The organism is Sphingomonas sp. DC1600-2 (assembly GCF_049897605.1).
In the GTDB taxonomy this organism is placed as follows: Bacteria; Pseudomonadota; Alphaproteobacteria; order Sphingomonadales; family Sphingomonadaceae; genus Sphingomonas.
The window spans coordinates 1-18,838 of the sequence record NZ_JAFCWO010000002.1 but is presented as its reverse complement, the minus strand read 5'-3'; the positions used below and the strand labels follow the sequence as shown (position 1 = coordinate 18,838).

Genomic DNA, 18,838 nt, shown 5'->3' with positions numbered 1-18,838 from the left:
TTACGGGCCTTTAACCGTGTCCGCTTAGGTCGTTGCAGCGGGCTGTTAGGCCCGGTGATTTTGCGACTGGCGGTGCTTACATGCGAATTCTGATCGTCGATGACGAACCGGCCATGCACGACAGCTATCGGCGCAGCTTCGCGCCGGTCGCGGTCGCTACGGGCCTGCTCGACGCGATGGCGGCGGAGTTGTTCGGTGACGACGATGCTGCCGCGCCGGACGAGACCGGGCCCGATTTCGCACTGACGCATTGTATGCAGGGGCTCGACGCCGTCGCTGCGGTTGAGACGGCGCTCCGCGATGGAGATCCGTTTGCGGTGGCGTTTATCGACGTACGGATGCCGCCGGGGATCGACGGCAAGGAAACTGCGGTGCGGATCCGCGCGCTCGATCCCAATATCAATCTCGTCATCGTGACCGGCTATTCCGACTTCTCTCCGGTCGAAATTTCCAAGGCAGCGGGCCCGGCCGACAAGATCTTCTACATCGCCAAGCCGTTCGAGGTCGCCGAGGTCACCCAGATGGCGAGCGCGCTGGCGCATCGCTGGCAGGGCGACCGCGAATTGGCCGAAGCGCGCGAAGTGCTCGCCGCGCAAGTGGTGCAGTTGCAGGAGCAGGGCCATGAACTCGCCGCGAACGAAAGCCGCGCGATCCATATGGCGAATCACGATTCGCTGACCGAGGCCCCCAACCGGCTGGCGTTCCGCCGCGCGCTGACCGACCGTGCGCGGACCGACGCGCGCTTTGCGGTGGCGATGGTCGATCTCGATCGTTTCAAGCTGGTCAACGACACGCTCGGTCACCTGGCTGGCGATGAACTCATTCGCAAGATCTGCTCGGTCCTGCAGGCCAATGTGCCAGCGGGCGGCATGGTCGCGCGGCTTGGCGGGGACGAATTCGGGCTGATGTTCGATACGCCCGGTGTCCAGGCGGCGGAAATGGATTGTACGCGCGTGTTGAAGGCCTGTTCGGGCACGTTCAAGGTGCTGGGCAACACGGTGCAGGGCGGCGCGTCGATCGGCTTGATCGTGACCGAGGCCGGCGAATCGCGCGACCCGACGGATCTCATGCGCCGCGCCGATTTGGCGCTCAACGACGCCAAGCGCGACGGGCGCGGCGTGGTGCGCGTGTTCGATGAAAGCATGGATGAAAACATCCGCCTGCGCCGCGCGATCGAGGGTGGCCTTTCGCAAGCGATTGCGAAGGGCGAACTGAGCCTCGTTTATCAGCCGATCGTTGGGCGCGAAGCGTTCGAGGTGGTCGGCTTCGAGGCGCTGCTGCGCTGGAACACCGAGGATCACGGGCCGATCTCGCCTGCCGTGTTCATCCCGATCGCCGAAGAATCGAACCTCATTCACGAACTGGGCGATTGGGTGCTGGCCGAATCGCTCAAGGTGCTGGCCGAGTGGCCGGGCCAATATGTCTCGGTGAACTTTTCACCGCGTCAGTTCCGTCGCCACAATTTCGTCGGGCGGCTGGTCGAGAGCGTACAGCACGCCGGGATCGATCCACGTCGCGTGCAGATCGAAATTACCGAGACGGCGATTTTCGACGATGCCGATCGCGCCGCCGATACGCTCTACAAGCTGCGCCAGATGGGCTTTCGCATCGCGCTGGATGACTTCGGAACGGGCTATTCGAGCCTGTACAACATCCGCAAATTCGCGCTCGATTGCCTCAAGATCGACCGCAGTTTCATCGACGGCATGGGCCGCGAGCGCGAGAGTGCCGCGATCGTCCATTCGATCATCCACCTCGGTCGCGCGCTCGGGCTTGGCGTCGTTGCCGAAGGCGTCGAGACCGAAACCCAGTTGCAGGCACTGCGGGTTGCGGGCTGCAGCCATATGCAGGGCTATTTCTTCTCGCGTCCGGTGGTGCAAGAGCGCGCGAAAGAGATTGCCGAGGCGCGCTTCATCGCGGTTCCCGGGGTGCTCGACGTGGCGGCCGACATACCCGAGCTGGGTAACGGGACGCACGGATGACGGGCAGCATGATCCGTGCCGCGCGCGGCCGGATCGGACGATGGCGCGGGCGCGGCTCGCTCGGTGTCAAGCTCGTCCTGATCCTGACCGCGGTCGGCCCCGCCGGTTCGCTGGCGCTTACCTTGCTGCTCGCCAGCGTTATTGTCCCGAGCTTCAACCAGCTTGAGGCGAAGTCGATCGATGCCCAGGTCGAGCGTACGCACGCAGCGCTGAGCGATTTCGCGACCAAGGTCGAGAATGCGGTGCGCGATTATGGCGACTGGACCGCAAGCTATACCTATATGGCGCACCCCACGCCCGAATTTGAGCGTGAGAGTTTCTCGACGCTGGCGATGGCCAATCTCAGTGTCGATGGCATGGCCTATATCGGCAATGACGGACGGATCGTCATCGCGCGCTGGCGCGATCTTGCGCGCGGGTTGGATCGGCCCGATCGCCGAGACGCCTTTGCCACAGCGCTGACCCGCACCGATTTTCGCCGATTTCTGGGCGAGAAGAGTTCCGGGCACTATTATCTGCGCCTCGGCGACGAATTGGCGGCGGTCGGCGTGGCCAAGGTCCGACGGAGTGACGGCAGCGGGGTGCCGCGCGGCTATGTGGTGATGGCGCGGCGTATCACGTCAAAGGCGCTGTCCGAGGTCTTGCAACTGCGCGCGCGGATCGACCTTGCGCATGCCCCGGATGGCAATCGCATCGTTTCGGCGGGTGAAATCATGCGGATTGCGGTCCCGATCCGGGGCGTGGACGGTCACTCCGTTGCCAGCGCAGCCTTCACCGTGCCGCGCGATGTGTCGGTGCTGGGGCGGCGGATGCTGCTGCTCGCGGTGACGGGGGCAATCATCCTGCTGCTGGGCGTGTTGGTGATGTTGCGGCGGATGATCACACGACTGGTGTTGCGCCCGCTCGCGCGGGTCGAGGGACACATGCAAATGGTGCGATCCTCGGGCACGCTGGGATTGTTGCCGGATGAGGCGCGCCGCGACGAGATCGGATCGCTTGGCAAGAGTTTCAACGCGATGCTGCAGCAATTGAAGGATCTGCGCGAGCAGTTGGAAGTACAGAGTTTCGCACTGGGCAAGAGCGAGAGCGCGGTTGCGGTGATGCACAATGTCCGCAACGCGCTCAATCCGATCAGCACGATCCTGAGCCAGGGAATTGCGCAACCGACCCCGGTGGATCGCGCCGTGCTGGAACGCGCGGTGGCGGAATTGGCCAAGGACGACCTGCCCGCGCCACGCCGTGCGAAGCTGGTCGCCTTCGTCACTGCTGCGATCGAAGCGGAGAACGCGGATCGTGCACACCGTCGCGATCAACTCCAGATCGGGCGTGAGGCGATGAGCCATGTGCTGGAAATCATCGGCGAGCAGCAAAGCGCTGCGCATGAGCGACCGGCGGTCGAGCCATGCGACGTGACCGAAATCATCGCCAAGAACGCGACCATCGCGCGATATTCGGGCAGCGTCTCGATCGCGTTCAGCTTTCCCGCACAGCCGTGTTACGTGCTCGCCAGCCGCATCATCCTGAGCCAGGTGATCGGCAATCTTTTCTCCAACGCCGCCGATGCGATCGCGGCCAAGGGCAATGCCAGCGGTTCCATCGCCGTTTCGATCGAGGAGCAGGGCGATATCGCCCGAATTGCGATTTGCGACGATGGGGAGGGCTTTGCCGCAGATGCCACGCCGACGCTGTTTCAGCGTGGCTTTTCCACGCGCCGCCACAAATCGGGTGGGCTTGGCCTGCATTGGTGTGCCAATTCGATGGCGGCAATGCACGGCACGCTTCGGTTGGAAAGCGAAGGTCCGGGCCGGGGAGCGGTGGCGGTGTTGACGCTGGGGCTGGCACCGCGCGCCGCCAGCGAGTTGGCGGCGTAAGGGTGCCGTGCGACGCGGAAGGCCACAAGGTCGCGCGGAACGGGATCCTATTTGACCTCGATCCCGGGCCATGGCCGGATTAACTCGGCGAAAGTCCGGTCGCCTTTCCTGCAAAGTCGAGTATCGTCGGCAATGTCCCGGCCAACGTCGGGGCGAGAACCACCAATACTTTGCCGAGCGCGGGAAGCAGACCGGCGTCCAGCAGCGGGGCCGTCTTCCCGTCGCTCGGTATTTGCGGCGCGCCCGCTGCCCGTGCATCCAGAATCGTGGCTGAGGGTATCGCAAATAGCGCAATCACGATCGAGCCGCTGACTCCAGTGAAGACCGCCCAGGCATCGACCTGATGCCTCATTGTCTCCGCGACGGCTGGTGTCGCGGCGATGAGCGTCCAGCGCATCCAAGCAATCTGGAACAAGAGCGAAATGACCAGCAGTCCCGCCGCAGCGTTCACATAGCTGCGCAAGCGGAGGCGCTGGTGGACGAGAAACGCATACGCTTCTGCTCCGGCGAGCGGCTTGATGGATTCCACCAGCGAGGAGATGCCACCGGTCACGACAATACCGGCAGCGACCATGAAGGCTATTCTATCGCACACCGCCAAAGCCTGGAACTTGGGAAGCAGCGTATCATCGGGGACGCCCTGCATCGACCCGAACAAGCCAAGAGCGCTTGCCAAAAGGTCACCTCCGGGCTGGGCGCTGGTTGGCACCAGGAGATAGCCGCCGGCTACCCAGAGCGTGCCCACCAGGATGCCACCGCCATACCAACGTAAAATCCAGCCGCGCACTTGCGGGCCGAACTCGTCGCGAAGATCCGCGACAAAACGCAGCACAATCAGGTACGACAGGCCAAAACCCGCCAACGCTGCCGCGATTACGAACAGGCGGCTCGTGGCATCGGTTTGCTTTGCTGCGGAGTCCAGTGCAGTTAAGATGGGAACCTTTCCTTGCCAAGCGAAGATCCATCCCAGCATGTCGCTAAGGAAGAATACGCCAATCGAAGGTAGAGCGAGCAGCGTTACTGCTAACGATATGCGGGTATCGTCGATTTGTTTCATAGTGTCGTCCCTCGGGATCAATATTACAGATTCCGCAAAAGGGAGCAATTATCTCAAAACGGCAGAATACTCTCGTAGGTAGCGAGTGGCAGTGCGCCGCGCACGAAGCCGCCATGGCGCAGCACGAAGGTATGGCGCACGATTTCGGCCTGCTGCTCGATCCCGTAGCGGTGCAGCGGTAGGCCGGGCCGGATGGCGTAATGGTAGCGGCAGAAGGGATGGCGGCGCAGCGGCAGGAAAATCCCCTGCTGGCTTTGCCAGATATGCGTCAATTCGTGGATCAGGAGCCCTTGGTCATCAAGGGTGCCGCACGAGAAATCGGCGCGGTAGCGGGTGCCTTCCGGATGAAAGTGGATCGTGCCGGTCGGTGCCATCACCGTTTCGCGCGGCTGGAAAAATGCCCATTTGCGTTGCTCGAGCCGTACCGGCGCATAATCGATTGCGTCGCCGAACACGCCGCGGGCAAGCGAGATCTCGCCTGTTGTCAGCGCACGCCCGGTCACTCGGTCGGGGCAGGGGCCCCTGCGGCGATGGTCGGTGCGTCGTATAGCACGCGCTGGTTGTTGGAGAAGGTGAAGGTCAGCGTAACCGCGCGGCCCGCTTTGATCCCCGGATTCATGTCGAACAACATCACATGCTTGCCGCCGGGTTTGAACACGGTGGTAGAGGCTGCGGGGATCGCCAGGTCGCCGATCGGCTTCATCGTCGCCATGTTGCCGGACGTCATCGATTCGTGCAGTTCGCTCTTCACCGACACATCGCTGCTGACCGAAAGCAGGGTGGTGTCCGCGGTGCCGCCATGAATGGTAAAGTATGCGACGGCGGGACGGCTGGGGATTGCCGCAAGCCGCACATAGCCTTTGTCGACCGACAGCACCGGCGGCTGGCTGCACCCACCCACGGCCAGTGCTGCCGCCACCAGAATCTTTCGCATCTGCAAACACCTTCTCCCGCTTTGGGAACTTATCGCGTCACTCTACGTGCTGCGAAATCTTGCGACAAGCGAAAGCCCCCCTATATCGCCGGAGTGAAGTGTCGCGTTGCTTATCGTAAGGGCGCGGCGGAATGGCAATTTTTTGACAGACGGGGGCCCCAGAGGACCAATGGCAAAAGTAATCGGAATCGATCTCGGCACCACCAACAGCTGCGTCTCGGTGATGGAGGGCGGCAAGCCCAAGGTTATCGAAAACGCCGAAGGCGCGCGCACCACGCCGTCGATCGTCGCCTTCGCCAAGGATGGCGAGCGACTGGTCGGCCAGCCTGCGAAGCGCCAGGCGGTGACCAACCCTGAAAACACCATTTTCGCGGTGAAGCGCCTGATCGGCCGTCGCTTCGACGATCCCATCACCAAGAAGGACACCGAGCTGGTCCCGTACAAGATTGTGCGCGGCAACAATGGCGACGCATGGGTCGGTGCCGGCGGCAAGGAATACTCGCCCTCGCAGATCTCGGCCTTCACGCTCCAGAAGATGAAGGAAACCGCGGAAGCCTATCTCGGCGAGACGGTGACCCAGGCGGTCATCACCGTTCCTGCATACTTTAACGACGCGCAGCGCCAGGCAACCAAGGACGCCGGGCAGATTGCCGGGCTCGAAGTGCTCCGCATCATCAACGAGCCGACCGCAGCCGCGCTCGCTTACGGGCTCGACAAGGACACCAACAAGACCATCGCGGTCTATGACCTTGGCGGCGGCACCTTCGACATCTCGATCCTCGAGATTGGCGATGGCGTGTTCGAAGTGAAGGCCACCAATGGCGATACTTTCCTCGGCGGCGAAGATTTCGACAACAAGCTGCTGAACTTCCTGTCGGACGACTTCAAGAAGGCCGAAGGCATCGACCTCACCAAGGACAAATTGGCGCTCCAGCGTTTGAAGGAAGCGGCCGAAAAGGCGAAGATCGAGCTGTCGTCGGCTGCGACGACCGAAGTCAACCTGCCCTTCATTACCGCCGATGCGACCGGTCCGAAGCACCTCGTCAAGTCGGTGTCGCGCGCCGATCTGGAGCGTCTGGTCGATGACCTGATCCAGCGCACGCTCGAGCCGTGCCGCAAGGCGATGGCCGATGCCGGCGTCAAGGCGTCGGACATCAGCGAAGTGGTGCTGGTCGGCGGCATGACCCGCATGCCCAAGGTGCGCCAGGTCGTGAAGGACTTCTTCGGCAAGGAACCGCATTCGGGCGTCAACCCCGATGAAGTCGTGGCGATGGGCGCTGCCATTCAGGCAGGCGTGCTGCAGGGTGACGTCAAGGACGTGCTGCTGCTCGACGTGACGCCGCTGTCGCTCGGCATCGAGACACTGGGTGGCGTGTTCACCCGCATGATCGATCGCAACACCACGATCCCGACCAAGAAGTCGCAAACCTATTCGACCGCAGACGACAACCAGCAGGCTGTCACCATCCGCGTGTTCCAGGGCGAGCGCGAAATGGCGGCGGACAACAAGATGCTCGGCCAGTTCGATCTGGTCGGCATTCCGCCGGCGCCGCGCGGCGTGCCGCAGATCGAAGTCACCTTCGACATCGACGCCAACGGCTTGGTCAACGTGTCGGCCAAGGACAAGGGCACCGGCAAGGAGCAGCAGATCCGCATCCAGGCTTCGGGTGGCCTGTCGGAGCGCGACATCGAGCAGATGGTGCGCGACGCCGAGCAGTTCGCCGAGGACGACAAGAAGCGCCGCGACGCGGCCGAAGCGAAGAACAACGCCGAGAGCCTGGTTCACACCACCGAGCGTCAGCTCGCCGAAAATGGCGACAAGGTCGACGCCGCGCTGAAGGGCGAGATCGAGGCCGCGATTGCCGCGACCAAGACTGCCGTTGAAGGTGGCGATCCCGAAGCGATGAAGGAGAAGGCAGGCGCGCTCGCGCAGGTCGCGATGAAGCTGGGCCAGGCGATCTACGAAAAGCAGGCCCAGGCCGAAGCGTCGCCGAGCGCTGACGCCGCCGAGGCTCCGAAGGAAGACGTGGTCGACGCGGAATTCTCCGAAGTCGACGATCACAAGGCGTAAAATACTATCTCCCTCTCCCCACATGTGGGGAGAGGGTCGGGGAGAGGGGCCGTGCTGCGTTGCAGATCGCACTGCGGCTTCCTCATCATTCCCTCTCCCAAACCCTCTCCCGCTCGGGACAGGGCCTAGAGGCGCAAGATGAGCACTGAAGTCGATTTCTACGAATTGCTGGAATGCGAGCGCGATGCCGATGAAGGCACGCTCAAATCCTCCTATCGTCGCCTGGCAATGCGCTATCACCCCGACAAGAATCCGGGATGCGATGATTCCGAGGCGCGCTTCAAGGCGATCAGCGAAGCCTATGAATGCCTGAAGGACCCGCAGAAGCGCGCGGCCTATGATCGCTATGGCCATGCCGCGTTCAGGCAGGGCGGCGGTGGCGGCGGCGGCCCGCAGGATTTTAGCGCCTTTTCGGATATCTTCGAGAATATCTTCGGCGAATTCATGGGCGGGCAGCGGGGCGGTGCCAGCGGCCCGCGGCGTGGTGCCGATTTGCGCTACGACATGGAAATCACGCTCGAAGAGGCGTTCCACGGCAAATCTACGGACATCACGATCGATGTGACCGGTGTGTGCGACGTGTGCAACGGCACCGGCGCGACCAAGGGTACATCGGCGAAGTCGTGCACGACCTGCCACGGCCATGGCAAAGTCCGCGCGCAGCAGGGTTTCTTCGTGGTCGAGCGCACATGCCCGACCTGCCACGGCGCGGGCCAGACCATTTCCGATCCGTGTGGCAATTGCCGCGGCGAGGGCCGCGTCGAAAAGACCAAGACCCGCACGGTCAACATCCCGCCCGGCGTCGATGAGGGCACGCGCGTGCGCCTCACTGGCGAAGGGGAAGCGGGGATGCGGGGTGCCCCTCCGGGTGACCTCTATATCTTCCTGCACGTTGCGCGACATCCGCTGTTCCAGCGCGAGGGCACGACGTTGTTTGCGCGTGCGCCGATCAGTTTCACTACGGCGGCGCTGGGTGGGGAAATCACCATCCCGGGACCAGACGGTGTCCAGCACACGATCAAGATTCCAGCGGGAACCCAGTCGGGCCGCGAATTGCGGCAGCGTGGTGCCGGAATGCCGGTGCTGCAGGGACGTGGGCGCGGTGACCTGGTCATCCGCATCGAGGTGGAAACGCCGAGCAGCCTGACCTCGCGCCAGCGCGAATTGCTCGAGGAATTTCGTGCGACCGAAACCGGCAAGGAATGCCCGCAGACCAGCGGCTTCTTCAAGAAAATGAAGAGCGCCTGGGGTTAAGGGGCGGGGCGGGGCCGGCGCTATGACCTGTCACCCCGGGCTCGTCCCGGGGTCCACCGGAAATACCCACCGCACGCACAGGATTTGCGGCACGGTTGACCCCGGCACAGGGCCGGGGTGACGACGGATGTTTGGCGGACGCCTTCCGCTAAAGATTTGAAAAACTGCTCTCAACCCCACAGCCCTGGCCGCCCCGTCAAGAAGAAGGGGCGGGTGGGCCGATGGGTTAGAGGCTAAGAACCTCGACCACCAGCGCGACGCCTGCAACGGCGATGAGGCCGCTCGCGAGGCTTTGCAGAATGCGCATGGTAGGATCTCCGTGCCGGACCGTTCCGGCAGGGAGGCATTTGGAGATTGTTGCTTATGCGCGCAATATTATTACGCGCATTCGCGCATGCAGCATTTGCACGTTGAAGCGTGCAAAAATGTCGTTCAGTCGTTACCGAAGACGCGCGCAAAGATCGTGTCGACGTGCTTCAGGTGATAGCCGAGGTCAAACTTGTCTTCGATCTCCGCAACCGACAGTGCCGCCGTCACTTCCGGGTCGGCCTTGAGCAATTCCATCAGCGATAGCGCGCCGTCCGAATCCCACACCTTCATTGCGTTGCGCTGCACCAGGCGATAGGCGTCCTCGCGGCTCACCCCCGCTTGCGTCAGCGCCAGCAACACGCGCTGCGAATGGACCAGACCGCCCATCTTATTGAGATTCTTGTCCATCCGCGCCGGATAGACGACGAGCTTGTCCATCACGCCCGTCAGCCGCGCCAGCGCGAAGTCGAGCGTGATCGTGGCGTCGGGGCCGATATAGCGCTCGACCGAGGAGTGCGAGATATCGCGCTCATGCCACAGCGCCACATTCTCCAGCGCCGGCGTCACATAGCCGCGCACCATGCGGGCGAGGCCAGTCAGGTTTTCGGTCAGCACCGGGTTGCGCTTGTGCGGCATCGCCGACGAGCCCTTCTGGCCGGGCGAGAAGAACTCCTCGGCTTCCAGCACTTCGGTGCGCTGCAAATGGCGGATCTCGGTTGCGAGCCGCTCGATCGAGGAGGCGATCACGCCCAGCGTCGCGAAGAACATCGCATGGCGGTCGCGCGGGATGACCTGGGTAGACACCGGCTCGACGGTAAGGCCGAGCTTCTCGGCGACATGCGCCTCCACGAACGGATCGATATTGGCGAAGGTGCCGACCGCGCCCGAAATCGCGCAGGTGGCAATATCGGCCCGCGCCGCGACGAGCCGCGCGCGGTTGCGGGCAAACTCGGCATAGGCCTGGGCGAGCTTGAGCCCGAACGTGACCGGCTCGGCATGAATGCCGTGGCTGCGGCCGATCGTCGGGGTCAGCTTGTGTTCGATCGCGCGGCGCTTGAGCACCGCCAGCAGCGCGTCGAGATCGGCGATCAGCAAATCGCTCGCGCGCGCCAACTGCACCGCAAGGCACGTGTCGAGCACGTCCGACGATGTCATCCCCTGGTGCATGAAGCGCGCTTCGGGGCCGACATGCTCGGCGACATTGGTCAGGAAGGCGATCACGTCATGCTTGGTCTCGCGCTCGATCTCGTCGATGCGCTCGACCTCGAACGCGCCCTTGGCCCAGATCGCGGCGGCGGCTTCCTTGGGGACGACGCCCAGTTCGGCGAGCGCATCGGTCGCGTGTGCCTCGATCTCGAACCAGATCTGAAAACGCGCTTCAGGCGTCCAGATCGCGACCATGTCGGGGCGGGAATAGCGGGGGACCATCGGATTTCCTTGATGCGGCAGAGTCGGGCCATCGCGGAATCGCAACGGGTCCGCGATGACACGCGCGTTAGCAGGGACAAGCCGATGGTTCAAATCGGCGATAAAGGGACCGATCCGGAAGCAAGCGTGTTGATACAGCGAACGCCGTTGAGGACGTAAGGCGTCGCGTTCGTAGAGATCGATAAAAAGCTGAAGGAGAAATCCGATGTTGAAATATGCTTTACTTGCAGGCGCAATGATGTTGGCCGCTCCGGCACTTGCGCAGGAGGCGCAGACCACTCCGGTGAGTCCGCAAACGTCGCAGTCAGCGCCAACGACGACTGATCAGGCGCTTCCGGCGCAGCCTGCTCCAGCGACGCCGCAGAGCGCAGCACCCGCCGATTCGGCGACTGCCCCTGCTGCAGATTCGGCGGTGGCGGCCCAGCCAGCGACGGGTACGCAGGTGGCGCAAGTGGTGAACCAGGAATTTGCCACCTATGACAAGGATGGCGATGGCGTGCTGAGCGCCAAGGAGTTCGACACGTGGATGGTGGCGCTGAAAAGCGCGAGCGATCCTTCAACCAAGGCCACGTCGCCCGCCACCAAGGCCTGGCTGAACAAGGCGTTCGCCCAGGCCGATACCGACAAGAACAAGAAGGTCAGCAAATCGGAGTTGACCGGCTTCCTATCGCAGCAGGGCTAATTCCGCGCCTGCCGCATGTGCGCCCGCCGCTCTCCACCCCGGAGCGGCGGGCGCTTCGCGTTTTACAACAGCCCCATTGCGCGCAGGCTGGAATGCCCGTTCGCTCCGATGATGATGTGGTCGTGCACGGCAATGCCCAGGCGCTTGCCTGTTTCGGCGACCTTGCGGGTCACTTCGATATCGGCGCGGCTCGGGGCGGGGTCGCCACTCGGGTGATTGTGCATCAACCGCGTCGCATGCGGTAACCTATTGAATTAATGATGGTTTCTGGTAATGCCCGAGGGGGCGGGGGTATGAGTTTGGGGTCGGTAGATCGTGAAGTTGCGTGACATTCACTTTCGTTCAGCCTCTGTCTCAATGAGTTTATGCGAAGCACGGCAGATCACGAGATTCTTTTTGTCCCAATCCTCGAGTCCAGGCACGGGGTAAAGCACCGACTTGCCGATTTTGATGTATGGCGGACCGACGCGCTGTGCTCGCCAATTGCGAAGGGTGCCGACAGAGATCTGACCGCGGTATCGCTCGGAGACCTCTTCGGTGGTCAGAAATTTCTCTTCGGCCATCTGCACCTCCGTCGTAAATCCAAGACTATGACCCGGGATTTGGTCACCGGTCGCGCATCGAGCGGAAGCCTGCGCATGTCTCCGTCACATTGTGGAGGTGCTCGTCCCGGCTTGTCACGATGGCGCACGAGCAAGATGAGAGTTGATGCGGCTTGTGGGAAGTCGTTGTTGATTGCGATGGGGCCGCAGGATGGGCGAGGTTAGAAATCGGATGGCCATCGTACGAGACATGCCACCCGGACCTCTTGGCCCATCCTGCCTTCACGCCAATCGGTCGGCGCCGATCCGTGATATTGCGTGTCTTGGGGGCGGCCTCGTCAGCCTACCCGGCCGCATTCGAGAAGAGATTGCCTAGCGGCGCAACTTATTTAGACTTATTCGGATCATTATGAGGATAACCAGAGCGAAGGTGGCCAACGTCGCAAATATCGTGGCCTTTCCCGTAATTACCTCGTACCCACATACAATCGAGACGATGACGGACAATGTAGCCAAGGCAATGTAACTTGGAATCGGGCGCTTTATGGCGGCAATAACGACGACGATCATGGTGAAAAGATTTGCAACAAGCGTTATTTGCGTAGCACTCACTGTCGAATCCCTATCGTGATCGCTTTCATCTTGTTGCGCTGGCTTGCTGAGAATGCACAGGCGCTGAGGGATGAGGCGCTCTTACCTGCTCGCCGTATCAGACCACTTTAGGCGTGCTCATTCTCTTGAAACTCCGATGAGATTCCCGCGGCGCCAGATTATGCGGCATGACATCGTTATGCCGGCACTCGGTACGTCCAGCTCAAACTTGTCCGGGATGTGGATCGAGGGCTCGACTTCGAGACGGGCGCCGGACTCCGAAACATTTCGCACCATGCAATTGATGACCGAGGATTGCTGATTGAAAATTATTCGGCCTGCGAGGAGTGTGCGCCGGCGCGGAGAGTTGCGGCGATCGTTTGCAGGGACATCCCGCCGACCGCTGGAATTGTTTATCGGATTGCTCATGTATCGAGCAGCCTCAAACGTTCAGAGAGCCTATGAACTGTCGAGTGCCACCGTTCATAGGGTTGCATTGATTTCAATTCCTTCCCGCGATTTAGCTAGCCCTCCCGAGGGCACCAAGTCGTATACCGAGGTATATTGTGCGGTTGTATGCGAACCGCCTGTGCGAGAAGAGCGGTCGAGGTTGCCGTGCGTGCCAATACCAGGCCCGGAAACCATGATGACCTCGCACAAGATGGCAGCTTTCCGCCTTGCGGCGCCTCATCGAAATGCAAGCTTGAATCCCCAGGCGCGAATGCGATGTGCAGCTCGGAGCGTTGCCTTGGTAAAGCGTGCGTCGACCAAGCGGCGACGGTACAGCCACAGCGTTGCATGACAGAGACGGTCCGCACTCGCCAGCACGACGCCTGCCAGCCAAAGCTGTAATCGGACGGGGCGACGGCCTGCTCGGGCGCGCCGGCCCGTGTTGCCGGAACGTCTTGGTGGCTCGCGGTCGTAGAAATCTGATCCAAGGGAGGACCGCGCCAGTCGCTGGGCGGAATCGAAACCGTCGCGCGCGCACCGTTGTGGAACTGTATTCGGGGTGTTGACCTGAGCTGTACAGAGCGTGCGTAACTGTGGCTCAAAGAACGAAAATAGCGCTTGCCTAGTGCCGGTCGCTAAGTTGCGCGCAATACGAATATAGCTGGTCATAACATGCTCCCAAAGTGCGGGATGCGTCGCCAAATTCAAGGCGCGACTCTGTGTTGCTTACGGTGTCTGGTCGGTTTTCGTCTAAGTTGGGTCATCGAGACTGAACAGATCGGTGGTTTCGTGGTAGGCAAAGACCTCCGCGTATCGTGCCCATTGCGTCACTGCCTTAAGTGTTCGGCTGGCGTAGCTTTCGGACATGAAGTCTTCGAGCTCGTCGTGAAAACGCCGGGCTTGGGATTTGTGACTTGGGCGATCGTCGAGGACGCGCCGGATGTGTGCGGCCAGGGGCACATAACTGAGAAGCTGCTGCGCAAAGATCTTCTTGCGTTCATCGACATCGGCCAGTGCATAGCGTCTGCCCGCCGGAAGAAGTTTGATGTCCCCACCTACCAATTCGGCGAAGCGGAGCAACTGCAGAACCTCTGCTATCGGAAATAGATCGTCGGTCTCATAGAGGAGACCGCTCGCAAGTTCGGGCAGATCGGCTCGGCCGTTATTGGGTTCTGCATTTATGGCCTCGATCAGACCGGCCAACGCATTCGTCGAAACAACAGGAAGAGCCATCCCTATGCCGGATCCCGGAAAGAGGCCGTCTCGGGGCTGACTGTCGTCGTTCTTTTGCGTCATGCGGACGTAGATCTGTTCGACCAGCGCACGGAAGGTCGGGTCCTGTCGGTTGCGTGGCTGCGGAATCTCCACCTTGATTTCGCCGATGACGCGCCCGGGATTTGAGGAAAAGAGCAAGATGCGGTCACACATCAGCACCGCCTCTTCGATATTGTGGGTGACGATCAGGATCGATTTGAATTGGCATGCGCCCTTCGGACCAAAGGTCGAGAAGATCCGTGCGCAGCGTTTCCGCGGTTAGCACGTCAAGGGCAGAGAATGGTTCGTCCATGAGCAGGATGTCCGGATCGACAACCAATGCTCGCGCCAAGCCGACGCGTTGGCGCATGCCGCCCGACAGCTCTTTCGGATAAGCGCTTTCGAAACCGTCCAAGCCGATGAGGTCGATCGCCGCCAACGCGCGCTTGCGTCGGTCAGTCGGGGGCACGTTCTTCGCCTCGAGGCCGACTTCAACGTTCTGTAAGACCGTGAGCCATGGAAAAAGCGCGAAGGTTTGAAATACCATCGAAACGGTGGCGCGCTGTCCGTCTTCGATTTTGGGAAACTCAATGACGCCCTGTGTCGGCGTCACGAGGCCGGCAATGGACCGGAGCAGCGTCGATTTGCCGGAGCCGGATCGGCCGAGCAGCCCGACGATTTCATTCTCTTTGAGGGTGAGATCAACGTCGTCGAGGACCAGCAAATCGGGTCCCCCGGACTTTCCGTAGACCTGGCGGACTTTCTGCACTTCGACTAAATTGCGGCTCTCAATGACAACCATGAACTGATCCTCCTCTTAATCGAAGCGCAGCCGGCGCTCGGCGTACCGATAGAGTGGGCGCCAAAGCGTGCGATTGAGGGTGACGACGAAGGCCGACATCACGACGATGCCGACGGCGACCCGCGGCAGGTCGCCAGCAGCGGTCGCGTCGGCGATGAAGGAGCCGAGACCAGTGGCCTGCAGACGTTTGTCGCCCCAGGAAACGGATTCGGCGACGATGCTGGCGTTCCACGACCCGCCTGACGCCGTGAGCGCGCCGGTCACGAAGTAGGGAAAAATGCCGGGCAAGGCGACTTGGCGCCACCATTGCAGGCCGCGCATGTTAAACGTCCGCGCCGCTTCCCTCAGATCGTTAGGAAGTGCGCTAGTCTGAGTTCACAAACGAAGTGCAACACCTCAAGCAGGTGATGCCATGTCGAACTACAGTCAGCTATCGCTCGAGGAGCGGTGTTCGATTGCCCGGCTTCGCGAAGCCGGGCAATCGATCCGGCAGATCGCTGCAGCTCTGGATCGCCAGCCGTCGACCGTCTCGCGCGAGTTGAGGCGCAACAGCGGATCGAAGGTCGGATACCAACCCGGCTACGCCCAGGCCCAGGCAGGGGCCAGGCGCTGGCATGGAGCACGCCTGGAGCGCGAGGAGGCATTACGGGAAGTGATCTTGGACCGCCTTGGCGAGGGCTGGTCACCCGAGCAGATAGCCGGACGCCTTGCTTATGAAGCGGGCCATCGGGTCATCAGCCACGAGACCATCTACCGCTTCGTCTATGCCCAGCTGAAACGAACCAATGAACGCCACTGGCGACTTTATCTGCCCCGCGCCAAATACAAGCGCGGCTGGCGCAACAAAGGCGGCGGATGGCCGCGCATCGCCGACCGTTGCTCGATCCACGATCGCCCAGACGACATCGCCACACGCCAGGTTGTCGGCCATTGGGAGGCAGATGGCATGCTCTTCTCCGCCCCCGGCAAGGCCATCCTCGTCGCACACGAGCGACGATCCCGCCTCACCATCGCCATGCCTCAGCAAAACCTGAAGGCCGACCCCGTCGCCGCAGCGCTCACCCGCATGCTGCGCCCCATGCCGCCAACCATGCGGCGCTCGATCACCTTCGACAACGGTACCGAGTTCGCCCGGCATCACCGCATCGCTCGCCAGCTCGGCCTCCAGACCTTCTTCTGCGACCCTCACTCACCCTGGCAAAAGGGTGGCGTCGAAAACGCCATCGGCAGACTTCGACGCAACCTACCCCGAAAAACCAACCTAAACGCCTTGCCGCGAGCATCCCTCGACGCCATCATCGCTCGCTACAACAACACGCCTCGAAAATGCCTCGGCTTCCAAACTCCCGCCGAAGCCTTCCTCAACTCGTTGCACTTCGAATGTGAATCCACATAGCTCCAGCAATGACATTGAAGAGAATGTACCATTGCGTGCCCAGAATCATGAGCGGCGAAAGCCAGATGTTCGGATCAAGCCTCAGCCCGATGATGATCACGACCGCGAAGGGAAACAGCACATTGGCCGGGAAGGCGGCCAGGAATTGGGCGACGGGTTGCAGGCGCTCGGACCAGGTCGGCCGTAATCCGATCCACACGCCGATCGGCACCCAAATGATGCTGGCGATCGCAATGAGGACGGCGACGCGAACCAAGGTCGCAAAGCCCAGGCCAACAATTGATATGATGTCCGCCGCTGTCAGGGATGTCGAAATAAAGCGCAGCAGCCAGAGCGAGGCGCCGAAGCAGACCACGGCGATGAAACCGATCCAGAGGCCGTCGGGGACACGAATGATGTGTTTATTGGGGTGGAGCGTTTGACGTCGAGGTGGGGCCGACCAGCTCAGCGCACTCAGGGTTCGGCCAGCCACCAGCAGAAGCTCGATGATCGACGGCAGAAGGCGCGTGCGGCGTGCGAGGTCGTATACCCAGGAGCGCGGTCGTTCACGCGACGCGGTTTGCTCGAATCTGAACTTGTCAGCCCAAGCGACGATTGGCCGGAATATGAGCTGGTCGTAGAGGACGATGACGACGGCCATTGCGAAGACTGCCCAGGCGACAGCGCCGAAATCTTTCCGCTCAATTGCGAGCGCCAACCAGGAGCCGATACCGGGCAATGCGATCGTCGTGTTGCCAACCGCGATCGCTTCCGAGGCGACAACAAAGAACCATCCTCCCGACATCGACATCATGGCGTTCCAGACCAGACCTGGCATGGCGAACGGAAGCTCGAGGCGCACAAATCTGCGCCAGGACGAAAAGCCAAACTGCCTGCTTACCTCATCGAGATCCTTCGGGACCGTGCGAAGCGACTGGTAGAAGCTGAACGCCATGTTCCAGGCTTGGCTTGTGAAGATCGCAAAAATCGCGGCGCACTCGACCCCAAGCTGGCGCCCAGGAAACAAGTTCATGAAGAACATGACGGTGAACGTCAGAAAGCCGAGCACCGGAACCGACTGTAGAATGTCGAGAGCAGGAACGATGATCAGTTCGGCTTTGCGGCTCTTTGCTGCGAGGGTCGCAACAGTCAGAGTGAATATCAGAGATGCCGCAAGTGCCCCGAACATGCGCAGGGTCGAGAGAAGCGCATATTCAGGAAGGTGCAGGAGCTGAAGGTCGACGGGCGCGGCATTGAGAGCCGTCAGCGGTTGGCGCATTTGGCCAACCCCGACGATGACGAGCAATGCGATGACTAGCAGAAGGGCTATGGCGGCGAGGTCTGCCCAACTTGGCCCGGCGAGACGAGGCGCCAAGCTCCTATCGAAATGGCGGTGTTTGCCGTCACTCCTGGAATGAAAGACCATGGCGCCCTCGTGTCAGCCGTGCCGGCCGTCACGAGCGAGCTCTTGTCTAGGCTCGGCGAAACGTCCGTGGCGGCGTAAGCTGTCGACTACCGTCGTTCGGCATCGTTCGGTTTCCTAGAACTGCTCAAGCGAGGCTAGACGATTCCCGCCAAGCAGATTTGCTGTGTCTATAGAGTGCGATCGTTGTTTGCGCTACTTATACCCGGAGGCGTTCTTCGCTCGAAAAGTGTCTGAAGAATATACTCGGGTATATTCGGCGTGGCGCTTTGGCCGTCCGCCGCGCGGATTCGCCGGTGTTCAGCGCATCGTAGTCCAGCCGCTCAATGCAAGAGCAAGAAACGCGACGGCTTCGTGCCAGTAGTTCAGGCGCGCGAGCGTCCAGGCCTCACGACGCACGAGCGCCAGACCAATGCAGATCATGCCCGATAACGCCGTCAAAGCGACGAAGGCGTAACCGAACCCCCATCGCGACGGTATTTGCGCAAGGGCAAAGACGAGAAGTATTGCGAGCTTTAACGCAAAGCGCTTCACGACGTAGCGGATGCTCGGACTATCAGGTTCTCGTGGCCAAGCCTTGATCTTATGGTTGTTGATCGTCGTTGTTTCGATCCCGTTCAAAAGCCTGGGAACGAGTCGGCCGCTCGGCCCGAATAGCGAGGTGATCGCCGCTCGGCCGGTCGAGGTGAGTTCAAGACCCCATGACTGCCGGAGCCTTGGAGGCTCGAATCTGAGATGCTGATGATGGATTTGTTAGCAGCGGAGACGAGTCATGACGGAGGCAGTGAAATACGTTGGTCTGGACGTTCATAA

General features: G+C 61.4%; 14 protein-coding genes and 3 pseudogenes. 6 read left to right on the top strand and 11 right to left on the bottom strand.

What is annotated here, in order from left to right; translation table 11 throughout:
* Window positions 1-80 precede the first annotated feature (80 nt).
* Entirely contained in the window at window positions 81-1,982 is a 1,902-nt protein-coding gene (locus tag ACP7BL_RS03510) for an EAL domain-containing protein (protein WP_426257649.1), read from the top strand.
* Entirely contained in the window at window positions 1,979-3,853 is a 1,875-nt protein-coding gene (locus ACP7BL_RS03505; protein ID WP_426257648.1) for a CHASE4 domain-containing protein, read from the top strand. The genes ACP7BL_RS03510 and ACP7BL_RS03505 overlap by 4 nt, the downstream gene beginning before the upstream one ends.
* 79 nt (window positions 3,854-3,932) lie before the next feature.
* Here the strand turns inward: ACP7BL_RS03505 and ACP7BL_RS03500 are convergent, their stop codons facing one another.
* From ACP7BL_RS03500 to ACP7BL_RS03490, 3 genes are read right to left on the bottom strand one after another with little or no spacing between them, the layout of a single operon-like run.
* On the bottom strand, window positions 3,933-4,910 hold the full coding sequence (locus ACP7BL_RS03500) for a hypothetical protein (RefSeq protein WP_426257647.1): 978 nt from the start codon (window positions 4,908-4,910) through the stop codon (window positions 3,933-3,935).
* 53 nt (window positions 4,911-4,963) lie between these two features.
* Window positions 4,964-5,413 carry a vgr related protein gene (locus ACP7BL_RS03495; protein ID WP_426257646.1) on the bottom strand — a complete coding sequence of 150 codons (450 nt, stop codon included), beginning with the start codon at window positions 5,411-5,413 and terminating at the stop codon, window positions 4,964-4,966.
* A complete protein-coding gene (locus ACP7BL_RS03490; RefSeq protein ID WP_341203371.1) occupies window positions 5,410-5,844 on the bottom strand; it encodes a copper chaperone PCu(A)C in 435 nt (144 codons plus the stop codon). Before ACP7BL_RS03490 ends, ACP7BL_RS03495 begins: the two co-directional genes overlap by 4 nt.
* 169 nt (window positions 5,845-6,013) lie before the next feature.
* On the opposite strand from ACP7BL_RS03490, the gene dnaK reads away from it, so the two are divergent.
* Entirely contained in the window at window positions 6,014-7,915 is a 1,902-nt protein-coding gene (gene dnaK / locus ACP7BL_RS03485) for a molecular chaperone DnaK (RefSeq protein WP_033964200.1), read from the top strand.
* Between the two features lie 138 nt (window positions 7,916-8,053).
* Window positions 8,054-9,169 (top strand): molecular chaperone DnaJ, encoded by a 1,116-nt coding sequence (dnaJ, locus tag ACP7BL_RS03480; protein WP_126845630.1) that lies wholly within the window; start codon window positions 8,054-8,056, stop codon window positions 9,167-9,169.
* Between the two features lie 432 nt (window positions 9,170-9,601).
* Here dnaJ and purB read toward each other — a convergent pair whose 3' ends face one another.
* Entirely contained in the window at window positions 9,602-10,906 is a 1,305-nt protein-coding gene (gene purB, locus ACP7BL_RS03475; protein ID WP_426257645.1) for an adenylosuccinate lyase, read from the bottom strand.
* A 205-nt stretch (window positions 10,907-11,111) separates the two neighbouring features.
* Here purB and ACP7BL_RS03470 point away from each other — a divergent pair, with 205 nt between their 5' ends.
* Window positions 11,112-11,588: an EF-hand domain-containing protein gene (locus tag ACP7BL_RS03470; protein WP_426257644.1), complete on the top strand. Its 477-nt coding sequence runs from the start codon at window positions 11,112-11,114 to the stop codon at window positions 11,586-11,588.
* 62 nt (window positions 11,589-11,650) lie between these two features.
* On the opposite strand, the pseudogene ACP7BL_RS03465 reads toward ACP7BL_RS03470, so the two are convergent.
* The 5 genes and pseudogenes from ACP7BL_RS03465 to ACP7BL_RS03445 form a co-directional block, all read right to left on the bottom strand.
* Window positions 11,651-11,815 (bottom strand): annotated as a pseudogene (locus ACP7BL_RS03465) (JAB domain-containing protein); the annotation flags it as partial.
* 105 nt (window positions 11,816-11,920) lie between these two features.
* A complete protein-coding gene (locus tag ACP7BL_RS03460; protein ID WP_004620414.1) occupies window positions 11,921-12,151 on the bottom strand; it encodes a helix-turn-helix domain-containing protein in 231 nt (76 codons plus the stop codon).
* Between the two features lie 708 nt (window positions 12,152-12,859).
* Window positions 12,860-13,150, bottom strand: a complete 291-nt coding sequence (locus ACP7BL_RS03455; protein ID WP_012047213.1) for a PilZ domain-containing protein — start codon at window positions 13,148-13,150, stop codon at window positions 12,860-12,862.
* Window positions 13,151-13,921: 771 nt separating this feature from the next.
* Window positions 13,922-15,227, bottom strand: a pseudogene (locus tag ACP7BL_RS03450) (AAA-associated domain-containing protein).
* Window positions 15,228-15,242: 15 nt separating this feature from the next.
* Window positions 15,243-15,593 (bottom strand): annotated as a pseudogene (locus tag ACP7BL_RS03445) (ABC transporter permease subunit); the annotation flags it as partial.
* Window positions 15,594-15,639: 46 nt separating this feature from the next.
* Between ACP7BL_RS03445 and ACP7BL_RS03440 the strand changes: the two are divergent.
* Window positions 15,640-16,623 (top strand): IS30 family transposase, encoded by a 984-nt coding sequence (locus ACP7BL_RS03440; protein ID WP_426257643.1) that lies wholly within the window; start codon window positions 15,640-15,642, stop codon window positions 16,621-16,623.
* On the opposite strand, the gene ACP7BL_RS03435 is transcribed toward ACP7BL_RS03440, so the two are convergent.
* Window positions 16,589-18,028, bottom strand: coding sequence for an ABC transporter permease (locus tag ACP7BL_RS03435; protein ID WP_426257642.1), 1,440 nt, complete (start codon window positions 18,026-18,028; stop codon window positions 16,589-16,591). The genes ACP7BL_RS03440 and ACP7BL_RS03435 overlap by 35 nt on opposite strands.
* Before the next feature lie 297 nt (window positions 18,029-18,325).
* Entirely contained in the window at window positions 18,326-18,646 is a 321-nt protein-coding gene (locus tag ACP7BL_RS03430) for a hypothetical protein (RefSeq protein WP_426257641.1), read from the bottom strand.
* Window positions 18,647-18,838 lie beyond the last annotated feature (192 nt).